Annotated in this window: 15 protein-coding genes and 1 rRNA gene; 10 read left to right on the plus strand and 6 right to left on the minus strand. The window is 71.5% G+C overall.

Features of this window, described 5'->3' with window-relative positions:
• Positions 1-87 (plus strand): 5S ribosomal RNA (rrf, locus tag AB0877_RS24925); the annotation flags it as partial.
• 220 nt (positions 88-307) lie between these two features.
• Here rrf and AB0877_RS24930 read toward each other — a convergent pair.
• Positions 308-994: a hypothetical protein gene (locus AB0877_RS24930; protein ID WP_366611866.1), complete on the minus strand. Its 687-nt coding sequence runs from the start codon at positions 992-994 to the stop codon at positions 308-310.
• 69 nt (positions 995-1063) lie between these two features.
• On the opposite strand from AB0877_RS24930, the gene AB0877_RS24935 reads away from it, so the two are divergent.
• From AB0877_RS24935 to AB0877_RS24945, 3 genes are read left to right on the plus strand one after another with little or no spacing between them, the layout of a single operon-like run.
• Complete coding sequence (locus AB0877_RS24935) at positions 1064-3682, plus strand: valine--tRNA ligase (RefSeq protein WP_366611868.1); 2619 nt, start codon at positions 1064-1066, stop codon at positions 3680-3682.
• Positions 3679-5013, plus strand: coding sequence for a folylpolyglutamate synthase/dihydrofolate synthase family protein (locus AB0877_RS24940; RefSeq protein ID WP_366611869.1), 1335 nt, complete (start codon positions 3679-3681; stop codon positions 5011-5013). Before AB0877_RS24935 ends, AB0877_RS24940 begins: the two co-directional genes overlap by 4 nt.
• Positions 5010-5447 (plus strand): DUF4233 domain-containing protein, encoded by a 438-nt coding sequence (locus AB0877_RS24945; protein ID WP_366611870.1) that lies wholly within the window; start codon positions 5010-5012, stop codon positions 5445-5447. Before AB0877_RS24940 ends, AB0877_RS24945 begins: the two co-directional genes overlap by 4 nt.
• Positions 5448-5482: 35 nt before the next feature.
• Here AB0877_RS24945 and AB0877_RS24950 read toward each other — a convergent pair whose 3' ends face one another.
• Positions 5483-6940 (minus strand): VOC family protein, encoded by a 1458-nt coding sequence (locus AB0877_RS24950; RefSeq protein ID WP_366611872.1) that lies wholly within the window; start codon positions 6938-6940, stop codon positions 5483-5485.
• Positions 6941-7081: 141 nt separating this feature from the next.
• On the opposite strand from AB0877_RS24950, the gene ndk reads away from it, so the two are divergent.
• Entirely contained in the window at positions 7082-7507 is a 426-nt protein-coding gene (ndk, locus tag AB0877_RS24955) for a nucleoside-diphosphate kinase (RefSeq protein ID WP_088949743.1), read from the plus strand.
• A 37-nt stretch (positions 7508-7544) separates the two neighbouring features.
• Here ndk and sigJ read toward each other — a convergent pair whose 3' ends face one another.
• The 3 genes from sigJ to AB0877_RS24970 form a co-directional block, all read right to left on the minus strand.
• A complete protein-coding gene (sigJ, locus tag AB0877_RS24960; RefSeq protein ID WP_366611873.1) occupies positions 7545-8423 on the minus strand; it encodes an RNA polymerase sigma factor SigJ in 879 nt (292 codons plus the stop codon).
• Positions 8420-8860, minus strand: a complete 441-nt coding sequence (locus AB0877_RS24965; protein WP_366611875.1) for a carboxymuconolactone decarboxylase family protein — start codon at positions 8858-8860, stop codon at positions 8420-8422. Before AB0877_RS24965 ends, sigJ begins: the two co-directional genes overlap by 4 nt.
• A gap of 381 nt (positions 8861-9241) precedes the next feature.
• Positions 9242-10261, minus strand: coding sequence for an ArsR family transcriptional regulator (locus AB0877_RS24970; protein WP_366611876.1), 1020 nt, complete (start codon positions 10259-10261; stop codon positions 9242-9244).
• Between the two features lie 309 nt (positions 10262-10570).
• On the opposite strand from AB0877_RS24970, the gene ileS reads away from it, so the two are divergent.
• Positions 10571-13741, plus strand: a complete 3171-nt coding sequence (gene ileS, locus AB0877_RS24975; protein ID WP_366611878.1) for an isoleucine--tRNA ligase — start codon at positions 10571-10573, stop codon at positions 13739-13741.
• Between the two features lie 97 nt (positions 13742-13838).
• The gene (locus AB0877_RS24980) at positions 13839-14528 is read left to right on the plus strand and encodes a lysophospholipid acyltransferase family protein (protein WP_366611880.1); all 690 of its coding nucleotides are present in this window, start codon (positions 13839-13841) and stop codon (positions 14526-14528) included.
• Between the two features lie 37 nt (positions 14529-14565).
• Here AB0877_RS24980 and AB0877_RS24985 read toward each other — a convergent pair whose 3' ends face one another.
• Entirely contained in the window at positions 14566-15786 is a 1221-nt protein-coding gene (locus AB0877_RS24985) for a hypothetical protein (protein ID WP_366611881.1), read from the minus strand.
• A gap of 107 nt (positions 15787-15893) precedes the next feature.
• On the opposite strand from AB0877_RS24985, the gene AB0877_RS24990 reads away from it, so the two are divergent.
• From AB0877_RS24990 to AB0877_RS25000, 3 genes are all read left to right on the plus strand, one after another.
• Entirely contained in the window at positions 15894-17948 is a 2055-nt protein-coding gene (locus AB0877_RS24990; protein ID WP_366611883.1) for a TIGR03960 family B12-binding radical SAM protein, read from the plus strand.
• A 261-nt stretch (positions 17949-18209) separates the two neighbouring features.
• A complete protein-coding gene (locus AB0877_RS24995; protein WP_366611884.1) occupies positions 18210-18650 on the plus strand; it encodes a hypothetical protein in 441 nt (146 codons plus the stop codon).
• Positions 18651-18660: 10 nt separating this feature from the next.
• Complete coding sequence (locus AB0877_RS25000; protein ID WP_366611886.1) at positions 18661-20166, plus strand: hypothetical protein; 1506 nt, start codon at positions 18661-18663, stop codon at positions 20164-20166.
• Positions 20167-20169: the final 3 nt, after the last annotated feature.

Consider the following 20169-nt stretch of genomic DNA (forward strand, 5'->3'; position numbering starts at 1 on the left):
GGTTACATTCCGAACCCGGAAGCTAAGCCCTCCAGCGCCGATGGTACTGCACTCGTGAGGGTGTGGGAGAGTAGGACGCCGCCGGACAATCTTCCGAAGAAGCCCACCCCAATTGGGGTGGGCTTCTTTGCGTATCCCCCCTTTTTTCCTGACCGCGGCGACCGCGGGACCGTTCAAGGTCACGCTCGATCCTGGTTGTAGTGGCCTCGTGGGTGTGGACACCACTACATCCAGGATGTTGCACGATCTTGCGGCCGGGCGGCCGGGCGGCCGGGCGGCAGGCGGGGCGGCCGGCGGCTGTGCTGGGTCAGTCTCGGGTCTGCATCCCGGCGCGGAGGTTGCGCAGTAGGCCGCCGGCGTCGCTGACCGACCGGCCCGGGAACATCGCCATGACCACGCTGCCGTGGTCGGCCCAGCCGCACACCGCGAAGTCACCGCCCTCGCCGCTGGTGCTGCCACACTTCAATACCCCGCCGAGGTCACCCGCGGCCAGCTCCCGCAGACCGTTCACCGCACCGGTCTCGTCCGACATCAGGCGGAAGAGGCTGTCCAGGTCCCGCTCCGGCTGCCAGAGCAGGGTGGTGCCTCCGAAGATGAGCACGGAGCGCTTGTCGTCGGCCGGGTCGCGGTAGACGGTGCCGAAACTGCGGTCCAACTCGATGTTCGCCGCCAGACCGCTGCGGAGATAGTCGGCGGTGCTCTTCGCCCGCTCGCTGTCGTCGCGAGTCAGACCGGCCACCCGATCGGGTGAGGCCAGTTGGGTGTCCTTCTGCTGCGCCACCCGCCACCCACCGACACCGAGAACGCCGGCGCCGGCGAGACCGACCACCAGTGCGACCGTCCAACCGATCTTGCGTCGGCGTGACCAGCCGCTGGGCCGCTCGTCGGGGTCGCCTCCGGAGTCCCGGGTGCTCAGCTGGATCGGCTCTTCGGTGAGCTCGACCGGCTCGCGGCCGCCGTCGCGCGACCGCTCGGTGAGATGTGCGTCGGACATAGCCGACACCGTACGCGAACGGCAGGTGGCGCACGTCAGGTCTGCGGAAGCCCTCCGTAGACTTGCCCGGTGACCGAGAGACTGGATGCCCGACGCCCCGACGCCCCGACCCTTGCCGGCCAGTACCAGCCCGGTGAGGTAGAGCAGCGACGGTACGAGCAGTGGGTAGCCGGCGGGCACTTCCGGGCCTCCGCCGACAGCGACAAGCCCCCGTTCACCATCGTCATCCCGCCGCCGAACGTCACCGGCTCGCTGCACATGGGCCACGCGTTCGAGCACACGCTGATGGACGCGTTGACCCGGCGTAAGCGGATGCAGGGCTTCGAGGCGCTGTGGCTGCCGGGCATGGACCACGCCGGCATCGCCACCCAGAACCTGGTCGAGCGTCAACTCGCCGCCGAGGGGCTGTCCCGGCACGATCTCGGCCGGGAGAAGTTCGTCGAGCGGGTCTGGCAGTGGAAGGCCGAGTCCGGTGGCGCCATCCTCGGCCAGATGCGTCGCCTCGGCGACTCCGTCGACTGGGACCGCGAGCGCTTCACCATGGACGAGGGGCTGACCCGCGCCGTCCAGACGATCTTCAAGAAGCTCTTCGACGACGGTCTGATCTACCGGGCCAACCGGATCATCAACTGGTGTCCGCGCTGCCTCACAGCCCTGTCGGACATCGAGGTCGAGCACACCGACGACGACGGCGAGCTGATCTCCATCCGCTACAGCGACGAGGTCGTGGTGGCCACCACCCGGGCCGAGACGATGCTCGGCGACACCGCCGTGGCGGTGCACCCCGACGACGAGCGCTACCAGCACCTGATCGGCACCGAGGTCGAGCTGCCGTTGACCGGCCGCCGGATCCCGATCGTCGCCGACGCGCACGTCGACCCGTCCTTCGGCACCGGCATGGTCAAGGTGACGCCGGCCCACGACCCGAACGACTTCGAGATCGGCCAGCGGCACGACCTGCCCGCGCTGACCGTGATGGACGAGCGCGGGGTGATCACCGTGCCCGGCCCGTTCGAGGGGCTGGACCGGTTCGAGGCGCGGCCGGCGATCGTGGCGGCGCTGCGGGAGCAGGGCCGGATCGTCGCCGAGAAGCGTCCGTACGTGCACGCGGTGGGGCACTGCTCGCGGTGCAAGACCACCGTCGAGCCGCGGCTGTCGCTGCAGTGGTTCGTCAACACCGCCCCGCTGGCCCAGGCCGCAGGTGACGCGGTGCGTGACGGCCGGGTCCGCATCGAGCCGGCCGAGTTGGCCAAGCGCTACTTCGCCTGGGTCGACAACATGCACGACTGGTGCATCTCCCGGCAGCTGTGGTGGGGGCACCGCATCCCGGTCTGGTACGGCCCTGCGGGTGAGATCGTCTGCGTCGGCCCCGACGAGGCGCCGCCGACCGGCGAGGGCTGGCACCAGGACGAGGACGTCCTGGACACCTGGTTCTCCAGCGGGCTGTGGCCGTTCTCCACCCTGGGCTGGCCCGAGCAGACCCCGGACCTGGCGAAGTTCTACCCCACCAGCGTGCTGGTCACGGGGTACGACATCCTGTTCTTCTGGGTCGCCCGGATGATGATGTTCGGCCTCTACGCGATGGACGGCCGGCCGCCCTTCGACGTGGTCGCACTGCACGGCATGGTGCGCGACCAGTTCGGCAAGAAGATGTCGAAGTCGTTCGGCAACGTGGTCGACCCGTTGGACTGGATCGACCGGTACGGCGCCGACGCCACCCGGTTCACCCTGGCGCGGGGCGCGAACCCCGGCCAGGACGTCCCGGTCAGCGAGGAGTGGTGCCAGGGCTCCCGCAACTTCTGCAACAAGCTCTGGAACGCCACCCGGTTCGCCCTGATGAACGGCGCGCACACCACCGGCGACCTGCCCCCCACCGAGCAGCTCTCCACCGTCGACCGGTGGATCCTGTCCCGGTTGGCGCACGTCACCGCCGAGGTCGACGAGCAGCTCGAGGCGTACGAGTTCGCCAAGGTGTGCGACCTGCTCTACCACTTCGCCTGGGACGACGTCTGCGACTGGTACGTCGAGCTGAGCAAGCCGGTGCTCGCCGAGGGCGGTGAGCGCGCGGAGGCCAGCCGTCGGGTGCTCGGGCACGTGCTCGACCAGCTGCTACGGCTGCTGCACCCGGTCATCCCGTTCGTCACCGAGGAGCTGTGGCTCGCGTTGACCGGCGGCGAGACGGTGCAGGCCGCCGCCTGGCCGGTGGCCGACCGGTCGCTGATCGACGACGCCGCCGAGGCCGAGCTGGTCGGCGTTCAACGGGTGGTCACCGAGATCCGCCGGTTCCGGTCCGACCAGGGGCTGCGCCCCACGCAGCGGGTGGCTGCCCGCCTGGACGGGCTGTCCGGCGCGGGTATCGCTGCCCACGAGCCGCTGATCCGCTCGCTGGTCCGGTTGGATCCGGCCGGTGACGACTTCCAGGCCAGCGCCACCTTGGCCATGCCCGGCGCGGTCGGTGTCGCGTTGGACACCCGGGGGTCGATCGACGTGGCGGCCGAGCGGGCCCGGCTGACGAAGGACCGCGCGGCAGCCGAGAAGGAGGTCGCGCAGGCGCGGGCGAAGCTCGACAACCCTGCCTTCATCGGCAAGGCCCCCGAGCCGGTGGTCGCGAAGATCCGCGACCGGCTCGCCACCGCCGAGGCCGACCTGGTCCGGATCGACGCTGCTCTGGAGACACTGCCCTCGTGACCGACCGTACCGATTTCGCCGCCGTCGAGGCCGAGCTGAACGCCCGTGGCTTCACCCGCATGGTCTTCGAGCTGGACCGGATCGAGTCGCTGCTCGACCTGCTCGGCAGCCCGCAGCGGGCGTACCCGGCGATCCACCTGACCGGCACCAACGGCAAGACCTCCACCGCGCGGATGATCGATTCGCTGCTGCGGGCGTTCGGGCTGCACACCGGGCGGTACACCAGCCCGCACCTGGAGACCGTCCGGGAGCGGATCAGCCTGGACGGGGAGCCGGTCAGCGAGGAGCGGTTCGCCGCGGTGTACCGGGAGATCAAGCCGCTGGCCGACCTGGTCGACGCGCGGTCCGACGAGCCGCTGACGTACTTCGACATGACCACCGCGCTGGCGTTCGCCACCTTCGCGGACGCGCCGGTCGACATCGCGGTGGTCGAGGTGGGCCTCGGCGGTGCCGAGGACGCCACGAACGTCCTCCAGGCCGGGGTCTGTGTGATCACCCCGATCGGGCTGGACCACACCGAGTGGCTCGGTGACACGCTCCAGGACATCGCGCTGGCGAAGGCCGGAATCATCCACCCGGGCGCCACGGTCATCGCGGCGGCGCAGGACGAGGAGGCGGCAGGTCCCATCCTCGACCGCTGCGCCGAGGTCGGGGCCACCATCGCCCGGGAGGGCGGTGAGTTCGGGGTACGGGGTCGGGCGGTCGCGGTCGGCGGTCAGGTCCTCAGCCTCCAGGGGCTGGGCGGCGTGTACGACGACGTGTTCATTCCGCTGCACGGTGCCCACCAGGCGCAGAACGCGGCGGTGGCGCTCGCCGCCGTCGAGGCGTTCCTGGGTGCGGGGGCCCGACGTCAGCTGGACATCGAAGCGGTCCGGGAGGGCTTCGCCTCGACAAGTTCCCCGGGTCGTCTGGAGCGGGTCCGTAACGCCCCGACCGTCCTGCTGGACGGTGCGCACAACCCGCACGGCATGCGGGCCACCGTCACCGCGCTCCAGGAGGAGTTCGCGTTCAGCAAGCTGGTGGCCGTGCTCGGCGTCCTCGCCGACAAGGACGCGGAGGCGCTGCTGGAGCTGCTCGAGCCGGTGGTCGACCAGATCGTGGTCACCAGGAACAGCTCGCCACGGGCGATGCCGGCGGAGGAACTCGGCGCGCTGGCCGCCGAGATCTTCGGCGAGGATCGGGTGCATGTGGCCCCGGAGATGCCGGACGCCATCGAGGTGGCGGTGGCGTTGGCCGAGGAGGACGTCCCGGGTGAGTTGAGCGGGGTCGGGGTGCTGGTCACCGGGTCCGTGGTGACGGTCGCCGACGCGCGCCGGCTGCTGAAGCGATGACCGGCCCGGAGCGGGACCCGCACCCCACCGAAGACGCGACCGGCCCGTCGGTCGGGCAGCCGGTGGGGGAGGAGGAACCCACGGCCGGGCAGCCGCGACGCTCCGGGTTGCGCAACCCGGAGCGGGCGGTACGCGGTCTCGGCGCTGGCACGCTCAGCCTGGAGGCGCTGGTGCTGTTGCTGGCGATCCAGCCGATCCGGGTGGTCGGCGGTGACCTCGGCGGCGCGGCGATCGGTGCGGTGGTGGCCCTGGCGGTGGCCGCCGTGGTGCTCGCCGGCATGATGCGTCGGCCCTGGGCCTGGAACGCCGGCACCGTGCTTCAGGGGTTGCTGCTGCTGGGCGGTCTGCTGCACTGGTCGCTGCTCGGGCTGGGCATCATCTTCGCCCTGGTCTGGGCGTACGCGTTGCACGTTCGCCGCGTCATTCTCGGCTGACCGCGGACCCGGCCGCTGTCCGAAGGCGGGCCGGGTCAGGCGTCGGCGCGTTCGCGCCACTGGGTGAGCGCGACGCCGTGGCCATCCGGGTCGCGGAAGGCCGCCGCCCACCCCTCCAGCTTGGTGCCCCGGTTGACCACCCGGGGCGCGTACGTGAAGCGGACGCCCGACTCGCGCAACCGCTCGTACGCCGCCTCGATGTCGCTCACCTCAAGGTTGACGTGCACGAGTCGGCGGCTGATGGGTGCCGCCCCGGTCACCTCGCGCAGGACGATCCGGGTCGCCCCGGAGGCCAGGACGGCGTTGTGGGCGCCCTGGTCGACCTCGTTGAAGCCGAGCACGTCGCGGTAGAAACCGAGCGACCGTTGCAGGTCGGTCACCAGCAGGGTGAGGCCCACCCCGCTGATCGGCCCGGCCGGGTCCGCGCCGGCGTCGAACCCGAAGATCGCCTGGTCCAGTTCCTCGTCGGTCACTGTCGTGCGTGCGGCCCCGGCCGGGGAGGGGTCGTCCAGCGGAAGATCGAGTGGGTCCAGCGGGTCGGAGGTGCCCGGGCCGGAGCGCTGCGTGGGCGGCGGCTCGAAGCGCTGAGCGCTCGCCTGCTCGACGCGCTGCGCGCTGGGCGGGTCTGCGGAGTCCCCGGCCGGCGGGGGGCTCGTGTCGCTGGCCTGCGAAGCGTCGAACCGGTCGGCGGCGGGCTCGTCGAAGCGCTCGTCGGCGGGCGGGCGCGGCGCCGGGGTGGTGGCCCGTCGGGGCAGCCCACCGGCTTGCGGCTCGACGACCACGCCCTCCAACACCACCGGGCCACCCGGGCTCTGGTGCATCACCACTGGCTCGCGCTCCTCGGGCACGACGACCGGGTCGTCGCGCCGGAGGTCGTCGCGCGAGGGTTCGGTGCGCAGCGGGTCACCGAGCGGGTCCCGGAACGGGTCACCGACCGGGTCGCGGAAGTCGTCGTCGGGTGCGCGGTCGGCCCACGGCGGCGCGTCCTGCTGGATCAACAGCTCGTCCACCGGCTCCGCGTCGGCGAACTCCGGCGGGAGATCGGCGACGGCAGCGGCGGTCTCGGCGTGGGTGAGCACCTCGTCCCAGAGGACCTTCACGTGCCGCTGGTCGTCCAACGCGACCCGGATCGGCAGGGTCTGGCCCAGCGACGGCCACTTGGAGACCGGCACCCTCGGCTCAATGATCTTCTTGGACCGCGGCGGCAGACCAGGGGCGTCGATCACCAGTTGCAGTTCGCAGCGGCCGAAAGCGTACTGGGTGGGTGGTTCGGAGGCGCTGTGCACGTGCCCGACGCCGACGACCCACGTGCGACCGCCGCCGCGTACGGTTGCCAGCGCGATCGCCAGCACCAGCAGGGCGATCCCCAGAGCGACGATGGCCCAACTCGTCATGCCGAGCCCGAACAGGACGACGAACGTGGCAACGGTGCCCAGCACCGCGCCGATCAGCTTGCGTACCGGCGCGATGGGTCGGTTCCCGCCATTCGCCACAGTGGACCTCCCGGGGTCAGGACCAGGCTAGGCCGGATCGGCCACCGGGGGAAAGACCGGCCGCCGCGCCGGCGCCGGGACCGGGTCGCTAGGCTGACCGTACCGATCCCGAGCGTTCAGCGCGTACAGGAGGAACCCAGCGTGTCCAGCAACAGCCCGGATGAGCGCAGCCTCGTTCTGATCAAGCCCGACGCGGTCCGCCGCGGCCTGGTCGGCGAGGTTCTCTCCCGCTTCGAGCGCAAGGGGCTGCGAATCGACGCGATGGCGCACCGGACGATGGATGCCGCGCTCGCCGACGAGCACTACGCCGAGCACGTCGACAAGGCGTTCTACCCGCCGTTGAAGGACTTCATGACCGGCGGCCCGCTGGTCGCCCTGGTGCTCTCCGGCGACCAGGTCATCGACGTGGTCCGCGGGCTGGTCGGCGCCACCGACGGACGCAAGGCCGCCGCCGGCACCATCCGGGGTGACCTGTCGCTGTCCAACCGGGAGAACCTGGTGCACGCCTCCGACTCGACGGACAGCGCCAAGCGCGAGATCGCGCTCTGGTTCCCCGAGCTGGGCTGACACCCACCGGCCCGGGGTCGACCGACGACGCCCGGGTTCAACCGATCGCCGGCACCTTTGCCGGGTTTCCGACAACGTAGATCCCGGTGATCCGTCCGTCGGCCGCGGCGATGGTCAGCGTGTACCGACTGCCGTCCGCGCGGGTGATCAGCATCGCCGGTTCCCCGTTCAGCTCGACCGGATCCATCGCAACCCGGTGACGCGGGCCGTAGACCCCGGCGTAGAACCGGGCGATCCGGTCGGCGCCGGTGACCGGATTGAGGGCGGCCCGCGCCCGACCGCCGCCGTCGTTCCACGCGGTGGCGTCGGCCGCCACCAGGTCGGTGAGCCTCGCCAGGTCACCGTCGCGGGCGACGGCGAGGAACGCGTCCAGCAGCCGCTCCCGTTCCGCGCGGCTGGCGGTGAACCGACGCTGCTCCTGCCGTACCCGCGCGGACGCGCGGTGGAACAGCTGCCGACAGTCGACGACGGAACGGTCCAGGATCTCGGCGATCTCCGCGTAAGGCAGGTCGAAGGCCGTGTGCAGGACGTACACCGCGCGCTCCGGCGGTGTGAGCCGCTCCAGGACGTGCAGCAACGCCGTGGAGAGCGAGTCGCGCAGCTCCACCCGGTCCAACGGACCGAACGGCGAGGGCGCGGTCGGCACCGGCTCGGGCAGCCACGTCCCGACGTACGTCTCCCGGGCCGCCTGCCGCGCCCGCAGCCGGTCCAGCGCCAACCGGGTGACCACCCTGGACAGGTACCGGCGTGGCTCCTCGACCCGGGCCCGGTCCACACCGAGCCAGCGCAGGTACGCCTCCTGGAGCACGTCCTCCGCGTCGTGCCGGCTGCCGAGCAGGCGGTACGCGAGACCGAGCAGCATCGGCCGGTGCGCCTCGAGCGCACCGGCCGCCTCCGCTGCCGCCGCGGTGGTCACGCCTGGGCCGGAGGCTCCAGCCGCATCGTCACCCCGATCCGGTTCCACACGTTGATTGTGGCAATCGCGATGACGAGGTCGGCCAGTTCCTTCTCCGACCAGACCTTCGCGGCGTCATCCCACACCTCGTCCGGCACCCCGTGCTCGCCGAGCCGGGTGACCGCGTCGGTGAGGGCCAGCGCGGCCCGCTCCCGCTCGTCGAAGAAGGGGGACTCCCGCCAGGCGGCCACCGCGAACAACCGCCGGCTCGACTCGCCGCCGGCGAGCGAGTCCCGGCTGTGCATGTCCACGCAGTACGCGCACCCGTTGATCATCGACGCCCGCAGTTTCACCAGCTCCAGCACGGTGCGGTCGATGTTCGCCTGGACGTACTTCTCCAACCCCATGACGGCCTTGTACGCCTGCGGTGCGACCTCGGCCGGGTTCATCCGTTGCACGACTACCTCCCTGATCGGTCCGACGCCCCTACGACGACCGGGCCGGTCCGGCTCGTGACAACCCCGACTGTGATCCCGCTCATCCCAAGCCCCAACCCCCGGTCGATCATGGAGTTGTCGCCACGACACGCCGTCGAGCGAGGCAACAACTCCATGATCAACGGGGGTCGGGTCGGGGATGGGGTCTGGCAGCGCCGTCTGGTCCGGGCAGGCCGAGCAGCTCCCCGTTGCCGACCGTCAGGTCGACGCCGCGGTCTGCCCGGACCTTCCGGCGCTCGGGTGGTGACCCACCCCGTCCGCCTTGATCGCGTGTTCGATCGTGATCCACAGGCTAGGAGTGACGGATACGAATGGGAAACGGATTCGGATCGAGCCGAATGCTCAGGCCGAGGCGCTCGTCGGCTCGTCACCGACGAGCTGCACCAGTGCCAGACCGGCCGGTTCCAGGCCGTACAACACCCGCCGGCCCACCCGGCGCCGGTGCACCACCCCGGCGGCCAGCAGCGCGGAGAGCTGCTCCGACACGGTGCTCGTCGCCAGCCCCAACGTGGCTGCGAGGCCCGCGGTGGTGGCTGGCCTCGCCAGCGCCCGCAGCACCTGGGCGCGACCCCGACCGACCAGCACCGCCAGCCGATCCGTGGCCGGTGACGTCCGGGCCGCCGGGACCGGCCCACCCTCGGCGAGCACCGCCGCCCCGCGTGCCTGGTAGGAGACGGCGATGATCTCCGGATGGTCGGTGGCGCAAACGAGAGCCCCCTGCGAGAAGATCAGGGGAAGCAGCAGCAGTCGCTGGTTCACCGTTTTGAACTGCTGCTCCGACGGTTTCACCAGGGTCAGCACCGGCCTGTTCCAGCGCACCCGTTCATGCAGGTCGGCCAGGAGCGCGTCCGGGCCGTACGCGGCGAGCGCCCGGGCCCGATGCAGCACCTCCTCGTCCAGCGCCGCCTGCATCGCCGGCCACCACGGCGCGATGGCCGCGTCCCAGTACGCCTGGATGCCGTCGGCGAGCCGGTCCAGCGCGGCCCGCCGGTCCGTGACGAACGGGCGGAGCCACTCCGGCAGGTCGTCCGGGTGGTAGTAGTGGGGGATCTGCTCGGCGATCACCTCGGCCGGCGTCGCGCGCAGCTCGGCGAGCTGGTCGGCCAGGGTCGGCGCGGCCAGCGTGGGGATCGGGCTGAGGAAGTCCGGTGCGGGCAGGCCCATGGTCAGCAGCCGGGCCGGCGCGGTCGCCGGCACGTCGTCGAGCACCCGCCGTGCGTGCCGCGCCCAGGCGGTGTACGGCCAGGGCACCTCGATCGGACTGCGGTGCAGCAGTAACAGACTGGTCAGCACCTCCCAGAGCGGGCTGGTGGCGATCCGGGTCCGGAGCAGCGTCGGCTCGTCCAACTCGATCCGGATCACCCGGTCAGCCTAGGGTGCCGGCGCGGGCGTTCACTCGGCGGCGGGACGGGCGGCGGGTCGAGTATCGTTGAGCACCGAAAGGCGATGACCCGGCCATCACCGGTGAGCCTCCGGAAGAACAGCCGGGCAACCGGCCCAGTAGAACCGGACGGGTGCGGCCCGTCACAGCCGACAAATGAGCGGGCGGTCGATCCTGACCGCCAAGCGGGGTGGTACCGCGGGCCACCCGGGAGCGCCGTTCCAGGCGTACCCGGAGGTTCGTCCTCGCAGACCCACGTTGAGTGAGCTGCATGAGGAGAGCGACCCCCGATGGCCTATCCGTTGCACGACCCGACCGCCGCCGGTGTTCCGGCGAGCCCGGACCTGCCCGCGGTCGAGCGCCGGGTGCTGGAGCACTGGACGGCCGACAAGACCTTCGAGGCCAGCATCGAGGCCCGCCCCGCCGGCACCGACGGCAAGAACGAGTACGTCTTCTACGACGGCCCGCCGTTCGCCAACGGCCTGCCGCACTACGGTCACCTGTTCACCGGCTACGTCAAGGACGTGGTGCCGCGCTACCAGACCATGCGCGGCCGGCACGTCGAGCGGCGTTTCGGCTGGGACTGTCACGGCCTGCCCGCCGAGGTGGTGGCCGAGAAGCAGCTCGGCATCACCAGCAAGGCGGAGATCATCGACCTGGGCGTGGACCGGTTCAACGAGGCCTGCCGCACCTCGGTGCTGGAGTTCACCCAGGACTGGGAGCGGTACATCAACCGGCAGGCCCGCTGGGTCGACTTCACCAACGACTACAAGACCCTCGACCTGGACTACATGGAAAGCGTCATGTGGGCCTTCAAGACCCTGCACGACAAGGGTCTGATCTACGAGGGCTTCCGGGTGCTGGCGTACTGCTGGCGCTGTGAGACGCCGCTGTCGAACACCGAGACCCGGATGGACGACGTCTACCGGGACCGGCACGATCCCACGCTGACCGTGTGGTTCGGGCTGACCGCCGACGACTCCGCGCCGGAGCTGCTGCGCGGGCCGGTCAAGCTGGGCGTCTGGACCACCACGCCGTGGACCCTGCCGTCGAACCTGGCGCTCGCCGTCGGCCCCGACATCGAGTACGCGGTGCTCGAACACCGGGTTTCCCCCGACAGCGAGCGCAGTGGCGACCGCTACCTGGTGGGGGCGGCGCGGCTGGCCGCGTACGCCAAGGAGCTGGAGGGCTACCAGCAGGTCGGCTCGGTGTACGGCCGGGACCTGGTCGGACGCCGCTACACGCCGCTGTTCGACTTCCTCGTCGAGCAGGCCGGGGAGAACGCCTACCAGGTGCTCGGCGCGGAGTTCGTCACCACCGAGGACGGCACCGGGATCGTGCACCTGGCCCCGGCCTTCGGTGAGGACGACCAGAACGTCTGCAACGCCGCCGGCATCCCCACCATCGTCACCGTCGACGACCACACCCGGTTCACCGCGCTGGTCCCGCCGTACCAGGGTGAGCAGGTCTTCGACGTCAACAAGCCGGTGATCCGGGAGCTGAAGGACCGGGGGGTGGTGCTCAGGCAGGACACCTACACCCACTCGTACCCGCACTGCTGGCGTTGTGACACCCCGCTGGTCTACAAGGCGGTGTCGTCGTGGTTCGTCGCGGTGACGCAGTTCCGGGACCGGATGGTCGAGCTGAACCAGGAGATCAACTGGACGCCCGGCCACATCAAGGACGGCTCGTTCGGCAAGTGGCTGGCCAACGCCCGGGACTGGTCGATCAGCCGGAACCGGTTCTGGGGCTCGCCGATCCCGGCGTGGAAGTCCGACGACCCGAACTACCCGCGCCTGGACGTCTACGGTTCGCTGGCCGACATCGAGCGGGACTTCGGCGTACGCCTGACCGACCTGCACCGGCCGGCGGTGGACGACCTGGTCCGCCCCAACCCGGACGACCCGACCGGGCAGTCGATGATGCGCCGGGTGCCGGAGGTGCTGGACTGTTGGTTCGAGTCCGGGTCGATGCCGTTCGCCCAGGTGCACTACCCGTTCGAGAACGCCGACTGGTTCGAGCACCACTACCCGGGTGACTTCATCGTCGAGTACATCGGGCAGACCCGCGGTTGGTTCTACACCATGCACGTGCTGGCCACCGCGCTGTTCGACCGGCCGGCGTTCCGCAACTGCCTGAGCCACGGCATCCTGCTCGGCTCGGACGGGCGCAAGATGTCCAAGAGTCTGCGCAACTACCCGGACGTCTACCACGTCTTCGACGCGTACGGCTCGGACGCGATGCGCTGGATGCTGATGTCCTCGCCGGTGCTGCGCGGTGGGGACATGGCGGTCACCGAGGCGGGCATCCGCGACGCCGTCCGGCAGGTGCTGCTGCCGCTGTGGAACGTGTACTACTTCTTCACGCTCTACGCCAACGCCGACGGGTATCAGGCCCGGCGACGCACCGACTCCACCCACCTGCTCGACCGGTACGTGCTGGCCAAGACGAACGAGCTGGTGTCCACGGTCGGCGCGCAGATGGACGCGTACGACATCTCCGGTGCCTGCGCCAGCGTCCGGTCCTACCTCGACGCGCTGACCAACTGGTACGTGCGCCGGTCCCGGGACCGGTTCTGGTCCGGTGACGCCAACGCCTTCGACACCCTGTCGACGGTGCTGGAGACGCTCTGCCGGGTGGTGGCGCCGCTCGCGCCGCTGACCGCCGAGGAGATCTGGCGTGGCCTGACCGGGGAGCGTTCGGTGCACCTGACCGACTGGCCCTCGGCGGAGGAGTTCCCGGCCGACCACGACCTCGTGGCGGCGATGGACAACGTGCGGGCGGTCGCCTCGGCGGCGCTGTCGCTGCGCAAGGCCAAGGGGCTGCGGGTGCGACTGCCGCTGTCGACGCTGACCGTGGCCTCGCCGGCCGCGGAGCAGCTGCGGCCGTTCGCCGACCTGGTCGCCGACGAGGTCAACGTGAAGACCGTGGAGTTCAGCGCGGACCTGTCCGCGTACTGCGAGCAGGTGTTGACCGTGGTGCCCCGGGCGCTCGGCCCGCGGGTCGGCAAGCAGGTGCAGCAGGTGATCAAGGCGGTCAAGGCGGGCGACTGGGAGCTGGTCGACGGCGCACCGGTGGCCGCCGGCGTCACCCTGGCCGAGGGCGAGTACGAGTTGCGCCTGATCGCCGCCGACGCCGAGCACTCCGCGCCGCTGCCCGGCGGCGAGGGCGTGGTGGTGCTGGACACCGACGTCACTCCGGAGCTGGCCGCCGAGGGGCTGGCCCGGGACGTGGTGCGGGTGGTGCAGCAGGCCCGCCGGGACGCCGACCTGGACGTCTCGGACCGGATCGTGGTGGCGGTGTCCGGGTCCGACGAGGTGCGCGCGGCGGTGTCCGCGTACGTCGACGTCGTCGCCACCGAGGTGCTGGCGGACTCGGTCGACTTCGCCGAGGGCCTCGACGGCTTCGCCGGTGAGGTCGGCGAGGGCGAGCAGATCACGGTCACCGTCCGCCGGTCGTAGCGCGCGGACGCGGACGCCTCCACACCTCCGTCTGCGGGGTGTGGAGGCGTCCGCTACGGTGACACCGCCTGCTCGCATTTCATCTGCCGGAGGACCAGTGCCGCTGCTCTACACCATCGGCAAGCTGACCGTGGGCCCCACGCTGCGGGTGGCGTTCCGCCCGACCGTGGAGGGCCTGGAACACGTGCCGGAGACCGGCGGCGCGATCTTCGCCGGCAACCACCTCTCGGTGGCCGACGAGTTGTTCCTCGGCACGGTCGTGCCCCGGCACCTGGCGTTCTGGGCCAAGTCGGAATATTTCAACGGCACCGGCGTGAAGGGTGCGATCTCCAAGTTCGTCCTCACCGGCCTCGGTGCGATCCCGGTCGAGCGGGCCGGCGGCCGGGCGGCGCTGTCCGCGTTCGACGCGGCGATCCCGGCGCTCAGGGGCGGTGACCTGGTGGTGGTCTACCCGGAGGGCACCCGCTCGCCGGACGGCAAGCTCTACCGGGGGCGGACCGGCGCGGCCCGGCTGGCGATCTCGGCCGGCGTGCCGATCATCCCGGTCGGCATGATCGGCACGGACAAGGCGCAGCCGATCGGCGCCCGGGTGCCCCGGCCGGGCACTGCCAAGATCACGGTTCGATTCGGCAAGCCGCTGGACTTCACCGGCCGACCGGACGACCGCGCCTCGCTGCGGCAGATGACCGACGAGCTGATGAGCGAGATCCAGAAGCTCACCGGCCAGGAGTACGTGCCCCGCTACGCCCCGCCGCGCGCCCACCCGGACCCGACCCGCGACGCCTGACCCCGAGACCCGCACCCCGGTCGGCCAGGGTGCGGCGTCAGCCTCGCTCGGGTTGGACGATCTGGGCGCGCAGGGTGCCCAACAGGTCGGCACTGTCGGCGACGGAGAGCCGGGTGAACACACCGGTGGCGATGCTGCCGTGGTCGACCGACGTGCAGACGACCACGGCACTGCCGTCGGCGCTACCCACCGCGCACCGCTCGTGCCGGCCCCGTACGCCGGTGTCCACGCTCTCCGGGGCACCCAACGCGTACCGATCGGTGAGCCGGCTGATCTCGGCCTCCGCGTCCGACTCCGGAGTCAGCCGGAAGCCGGTGCCGCCGAAGACCGTTACCCGCTTGCCGCTCGTCGTGGCGTAGACGCCGGCGAACGTCTCCTCGGCCAGCCAGTTCTCCTTGCGTACCTCGCTCTCCAGCTGCTGGGCCGCCTCGGTGCTGCGGCTGTCCTGCCGCAGGCTGAGGTCGTCCACCTGGACGGGCAGGGCCGCGCGCGCCGGGTACTGGGCCGAGATCGGGAACCCGTAGTAGGCGGGGCAGCCACAACAGCAGGCCAGGCTGAGCAGCAGCAGCCACGGCCAGCGGCGTCGTCGGCGGACCGGTGCCGGCACGTACCCCTTGGGGGCCTGCCACCCCGGCGGCGGCGATGGCGGTGGCGTGGTGGATCGCCGACCCCGGCGCTGCTTCGGCACCTTCGGCGGCGCGGGTGGCGACATCGGCCGGGCCGGCGCCACGGGTCCGACGGCCCGGGGTGCGCTCGGGGTGGCCGGCGTCGGCGCCGGGTGCGACCCGGCCAGGGGAGCGGGCGGCCCGGACCACTGCCGGGTGTCCGGCGGCGTCGGATAGGACATCGTCGGCGGCAGCGGGGGCAGTTCGGCGGAGGGCAGGTCCCAGCCGCCGGTGTCCACGCCGGCCCACGGGTCGACCGGGGTCTGGTCCTCCGGCGGCCCGACGGCCACCGGCGGGGGAGGGGTCGGCTCGGCCGACTCGCCCCAGGCCGGTCGGCGGGGCAGCGGGGGTGGAACCGGGGCCGAACCACTCCACCTGGGCGCCGGGACCTCCGCGGTCGGGGCGGGCTCCGGCTGGTCCGGGGGTTCTGGCGGGTCCGCGGGTTCCGAGGGTTCCGGCTGATCCGAGGGTTCCGGCTGCTCCGGGGGTACGGGTGGGGAGGTCGCCTCGTCGGCGACCGTCCGGTCCCGCTCCGGCTCCGCGCCCGGGGTGCTCCCGTCGGCCGGCCGTGCTCCCGGCTGGGTCTCCGGCATCGCGGCAATCTCCTCTCGCGCCGAACCGAGGTTAGTACCGCGCCGCCACCCCCGCCGATCGGGCGTGCGCGCGATCGGCGGCGGACGAACGCGTACCCTTGGGCATCATGAGTGCCCCGTCCACGACCCCGCACGCGGCCGCGACCGACTCTCGCGACGACTCCAGCCCGGCCCGTCCGACGCCGCGCGCCGGCTCGGAGCCGTCGGTCTGGCCCCAGCTCGAGCCGCTGCTGCCCCAGATCTCCAAGCCCATCCAGTACGTCGGGGGCGAGTTGGGTGCGGTGACGAAGGACTGGGACGCGGCGACCGTGCGGTGGGCGCTGATGTATCCCGACGCCTACGAGGTGGGCCTGCCCAACCAGGGCGTGCAGATCCTCTACGAGGTGCTCAACGAGCTGCCCGACACCCTCGCCGAGCGGACGTACGCGGTCTGGCCGGACCTGGAGACGCTGATGCGCGCGCACGGCGTGCCGCAGTTCACCGTCGACGCGCACCGGTCGGTGCGCGGGTTCGACGTGTTCGGCATCTCCTTCTCCACCGAGCTGGGCTACACGAACATGCTCACCGCGATCGACCTGGCCGGCATCCCGCTGCTGGCCGCCGACCGCACCGACGCCGACCCGGTGATCGTGGCCGGCGGGCACGCCGCGTTCAACCCGGAGCCGATCGCCGACTTCATCGACGCCGCGGTGCTCGGCGACGGCGAGGAGGCGGTCCTGGAGATCACCGCGATCGTCCGGGAGTGGAAGGCGGAGGGCTCGCCGGGCGGTCGCGACGAGTTGCTGCTGCGGCTGGCGCGCACCGAGAGCGTCTACGTGCCGCGCTTCTACGACGTCGACTACCTGCCGGACGGCCGGATCCAGCGGGTCGTGCCGAACCGGGCGGACGTGCCGTTCCGGGTGCACAAGCGCACGACGATGGACCTGGACGCCTGGCCGTACCCGAAGAAGCCCCTCGTGCCGCTGGCCGAGACGGTGCACGAGCGGTACGCGGTGGAGATCTTCCGGGGCTGCACCCGGGGTTGCCGGTTCTGCCAGGCCGGGATGATCACCCGTCCGGTGCGGGAGCGGTCGATCACCACTGTCGCGCAGATGGTCCGCGAGGGCCTGGAGTTCTCCGGCTTCTCCGAGGTCGGCCTGCTGTCGCTCTCCTCGGCGGACCACTCCGAGATCGGCGACATGTGCTCGGGCCTCGCCCAGCAGTACGAGGGCACGAACGTCTCGCTGTCGCTGCCCTCGACCCGGGTGGACGCCTTCAACATCGACCTCGCGCAGGAGCTGTCCCGCAACGGGCGGCGTACCGGCCTGACCTTCGCCCCGGAGGGCGGGTCGGAGCGGATCCGCAAGGTCATCAACAAGATGGTGTCGAAGGAAGACCTGATCCGTACGGTCGTCACGGCGTACACCAACGGGTGGCGGCAGGTGAAGCTCTACTTCATGTGCGGCCTGCCCACCGAGACCGACGAGGACGTCCTCGAGATCGCCGAGATGGCCCACGAGGTGATCAGGGCCGGCCGGGCCGCGACCGGCTCCAAGGACATCCGCTGCACGGTCTCCATCGGCGGGTTCGTGCCGAAGCCGCACACCCCGTTCCAGTGGGCCGCGATGGACCGTCCGGAGGTCATCGACCACCGGCTCAAGATCCTCAAGCAGGCCATCAACGCGGACCGCTCGCTGGGCCGGGCCATCGGCTACCGCTACCACGACGGCGAGCCGTCGCTCATCGAGGGGCTGCTCTCCCGGGGTGACCGCCGGGTCGGGTCGGTCATCCGCAAGGTCTGGGAGAACGGCGGCCGGTTCGACGGGTGGAGCGAGCACTTCTCGTACCAGCGCTGGGTGCAGGCTGCGGCCGAGACGCTGCCCGCGTTCGGGGTGGACCTCGACTGGTACACCACCCGTCAGCGCGACGAGCTGGAGGTCCTGCCCTGGGACCACCTCGACTCGGGCCTCGACAAGGACTGGCTCTGGCAGGACTGGCAGGACGCGTTCAGCGAGTTCGAGCAGGACGACTGCCGGTGGACGCCCTGCTTCGACTGCGGCGTCTGCCCATCGATGGACACCGAGATCCAGATCGGCCCCACGGGCAAGAAGCTGCTGCCGCTCACCCCGCTGGGCGGCAACGGCATGAAGGTCCCGTCGGGCCACTCGCACTCGCACCCCTGACCGCGCTGCGGTGAGGTAGCGCCGGTTGGCGGTGACCCGCCACCCTCCACATCCGACATGTCGCCCAACGGGTCCGCGTCTCGCGGGCCCGTTGGCGTTGTTCGGGGTCGGCCCACCCGGTGGCCCGCGCCGGACCCTGCGCGAGATCGGCCGTCATCTGTACCACGTGCCGGTGGCTGGGGCTGCCTCGACTGGGTGAGACTCGATACGCTGCGTCTGACATGGACCGACCCGGCGGGTCGGGGACGGGGGAGGAATCGCATGGGGAGCATCCCGCCGCCGAGCATCGGCGACCTGCAGGTCAGCGTCGAGGACCTGGACGCCGCCGCCACATACGTCGAGCGGCTCAGGCAGTACATCGACGACACCATCAAGTACGAGATGGAACGCATCAAGGAGCGGATGAAGGGCGACAGCAACAACGCCCAGACCGTCCCGAACGGCACTCCCTTCGGCGCCTACGAGGATGCCCGCATGCAGTGGCGGGCCCTGGAGGCGTCGACGGCGAACATGGAAGCGCACCTCACCACGCTCTCTGCGAAGCTCGCCGCGCTCAAGGAGGGCACCGAGGAGATCGCCAAGGCGTTCCGCGACACCGAGGCGCGCAACGGCGCCAACGGCAAGGAGATCGAGCGGCTGCTGGAGTCGGCGGCGCCACCGCCCACCGCCAGCGGCGCACCCACCTACCCGTACACGGCCTGAGGGGGACGTCATGGCTGGAGGAACCTGGGAGCGGTGCGTCCGTGAGGTGACGCTCTCCGCCGACCCGGAAACCGTCGGATCGGTCGGGGCGGGCTGGAGCAACCTCTCCAACGGCCTGCAACAACTGCGGGACGCGCTCGTCGGTCGCTCGTTCGTCGGCCCGATCGCGACCGGCCAGGAACGCCCGCACGTCGGCGGCCTGCCCGGGATGCTCGCCGGTTGGAAGGGCGGGGGTGGTGACGCGTACCGCGAGCACCTCGGCAAGATCGGCCAGCAGATCGAGGAACTGATCACCAACGCGACCAACGTCAGCGGCGCGTTGACGCGGATCGAGGGCGACATCCGCAAGACGGTCGCCACGATCCCGATCCCGCTGATGGACGACTTCGGCTTCAACGAGTGGAGCCTGCCCAACGGCACCGAGCTCGACGATGCCCGCGACGGCGAGAGTTCGTCCGGCTTCCTCGCCGCGCTGCGCAAGGACTACCAGAGCAACCCCGGCTCGTACGCCGACGGCGCGTTCCGTGACAAGGCCGACGACCTGGAAGCGACGATGAAGGTCGACGGTCAGGCCGGTGACCAGAAGCGGGGTGGCTGGTGGGACACCGGAGCCCACCTGGACAACTGGTACCGGGACAACCAGAACGCGGCGAACAGCGCGATGGCTCCGCTGCCCCTGGCGGTCTACACCGAGCGCCCGAAGCTCACCGTGAACAGGCCGGATGGCCGAATCGAGGAGGATGACCTGCGCCGCGACCCTCGGGTCCCCCCGTCGGGGCGGCCCGACATCAGCAGTGGCGAGATCGGCGGGAAGCCCGACATCGGTGGTGGCGGCCCCACGATCGGCAGCAGGCCGCCGGGCATCGGTGACACGGGCGGTCCGACGTCCACACTCGACCCGTTCTCCCCGACCAAGCCCGGAGGGCTCGGCGAGGGCTCGCCCACCGGCGGCACGGGTCAGTTCACACCCCCGTCGACGGGTTCCAGCTTGCCGGGCTACGCGGACGACGACGCCGGCTACAGCAGCGGTCTGGCCGGCGCCACCCCGGGCGGGGTCGGCGGCCTGGGCGGCGGCATCGGCGGCGGCGGGGTCGGCAGCGCCGGTCTCGGTGGCGCCGGCGGTGGTTTCGGAGGCGGTGCCGGGGTCGGCTCGGCCGGCGGGATCGGCGGCGGTGCCGGCGGTGGCCTGGGCGGCGGTGCGGGGATCGGCGTGGGCGGCATCCCCGGCATGGTGGGTGGCGGCAACGGAAAGATTCCGCCGATGACGAGCGCGGCGAACGCGTTGCGCACGGCTCAGGCCGCTGGCGGCCCCGGGATGGCCGGTGGCGCCGGGGTGGGCGGCGGCGCGCGTGGTGCCGGCGTCGGAGGTGCCGGAGTGATGGGCGGCGGAATGATGGGCGGCGCGGGCGGCATGGGCCAGGGTGGCGGCACCGGCTCCGAGCACTCGTCGTGGTTGACTGAGGATGACGATCCGTGGGGCCCTGGTGACGGGGCGTCCCCGGGTGTCCTTCGATGAGGA

Source organism: Micromonospora sp. NPDC047644, from assembly GCF_040704315.1.
GTDB lineage: Bacteria > Actinomycetota > Actinomycetes > Mycobacteriales > Micromonosporaceae > Micromonospora.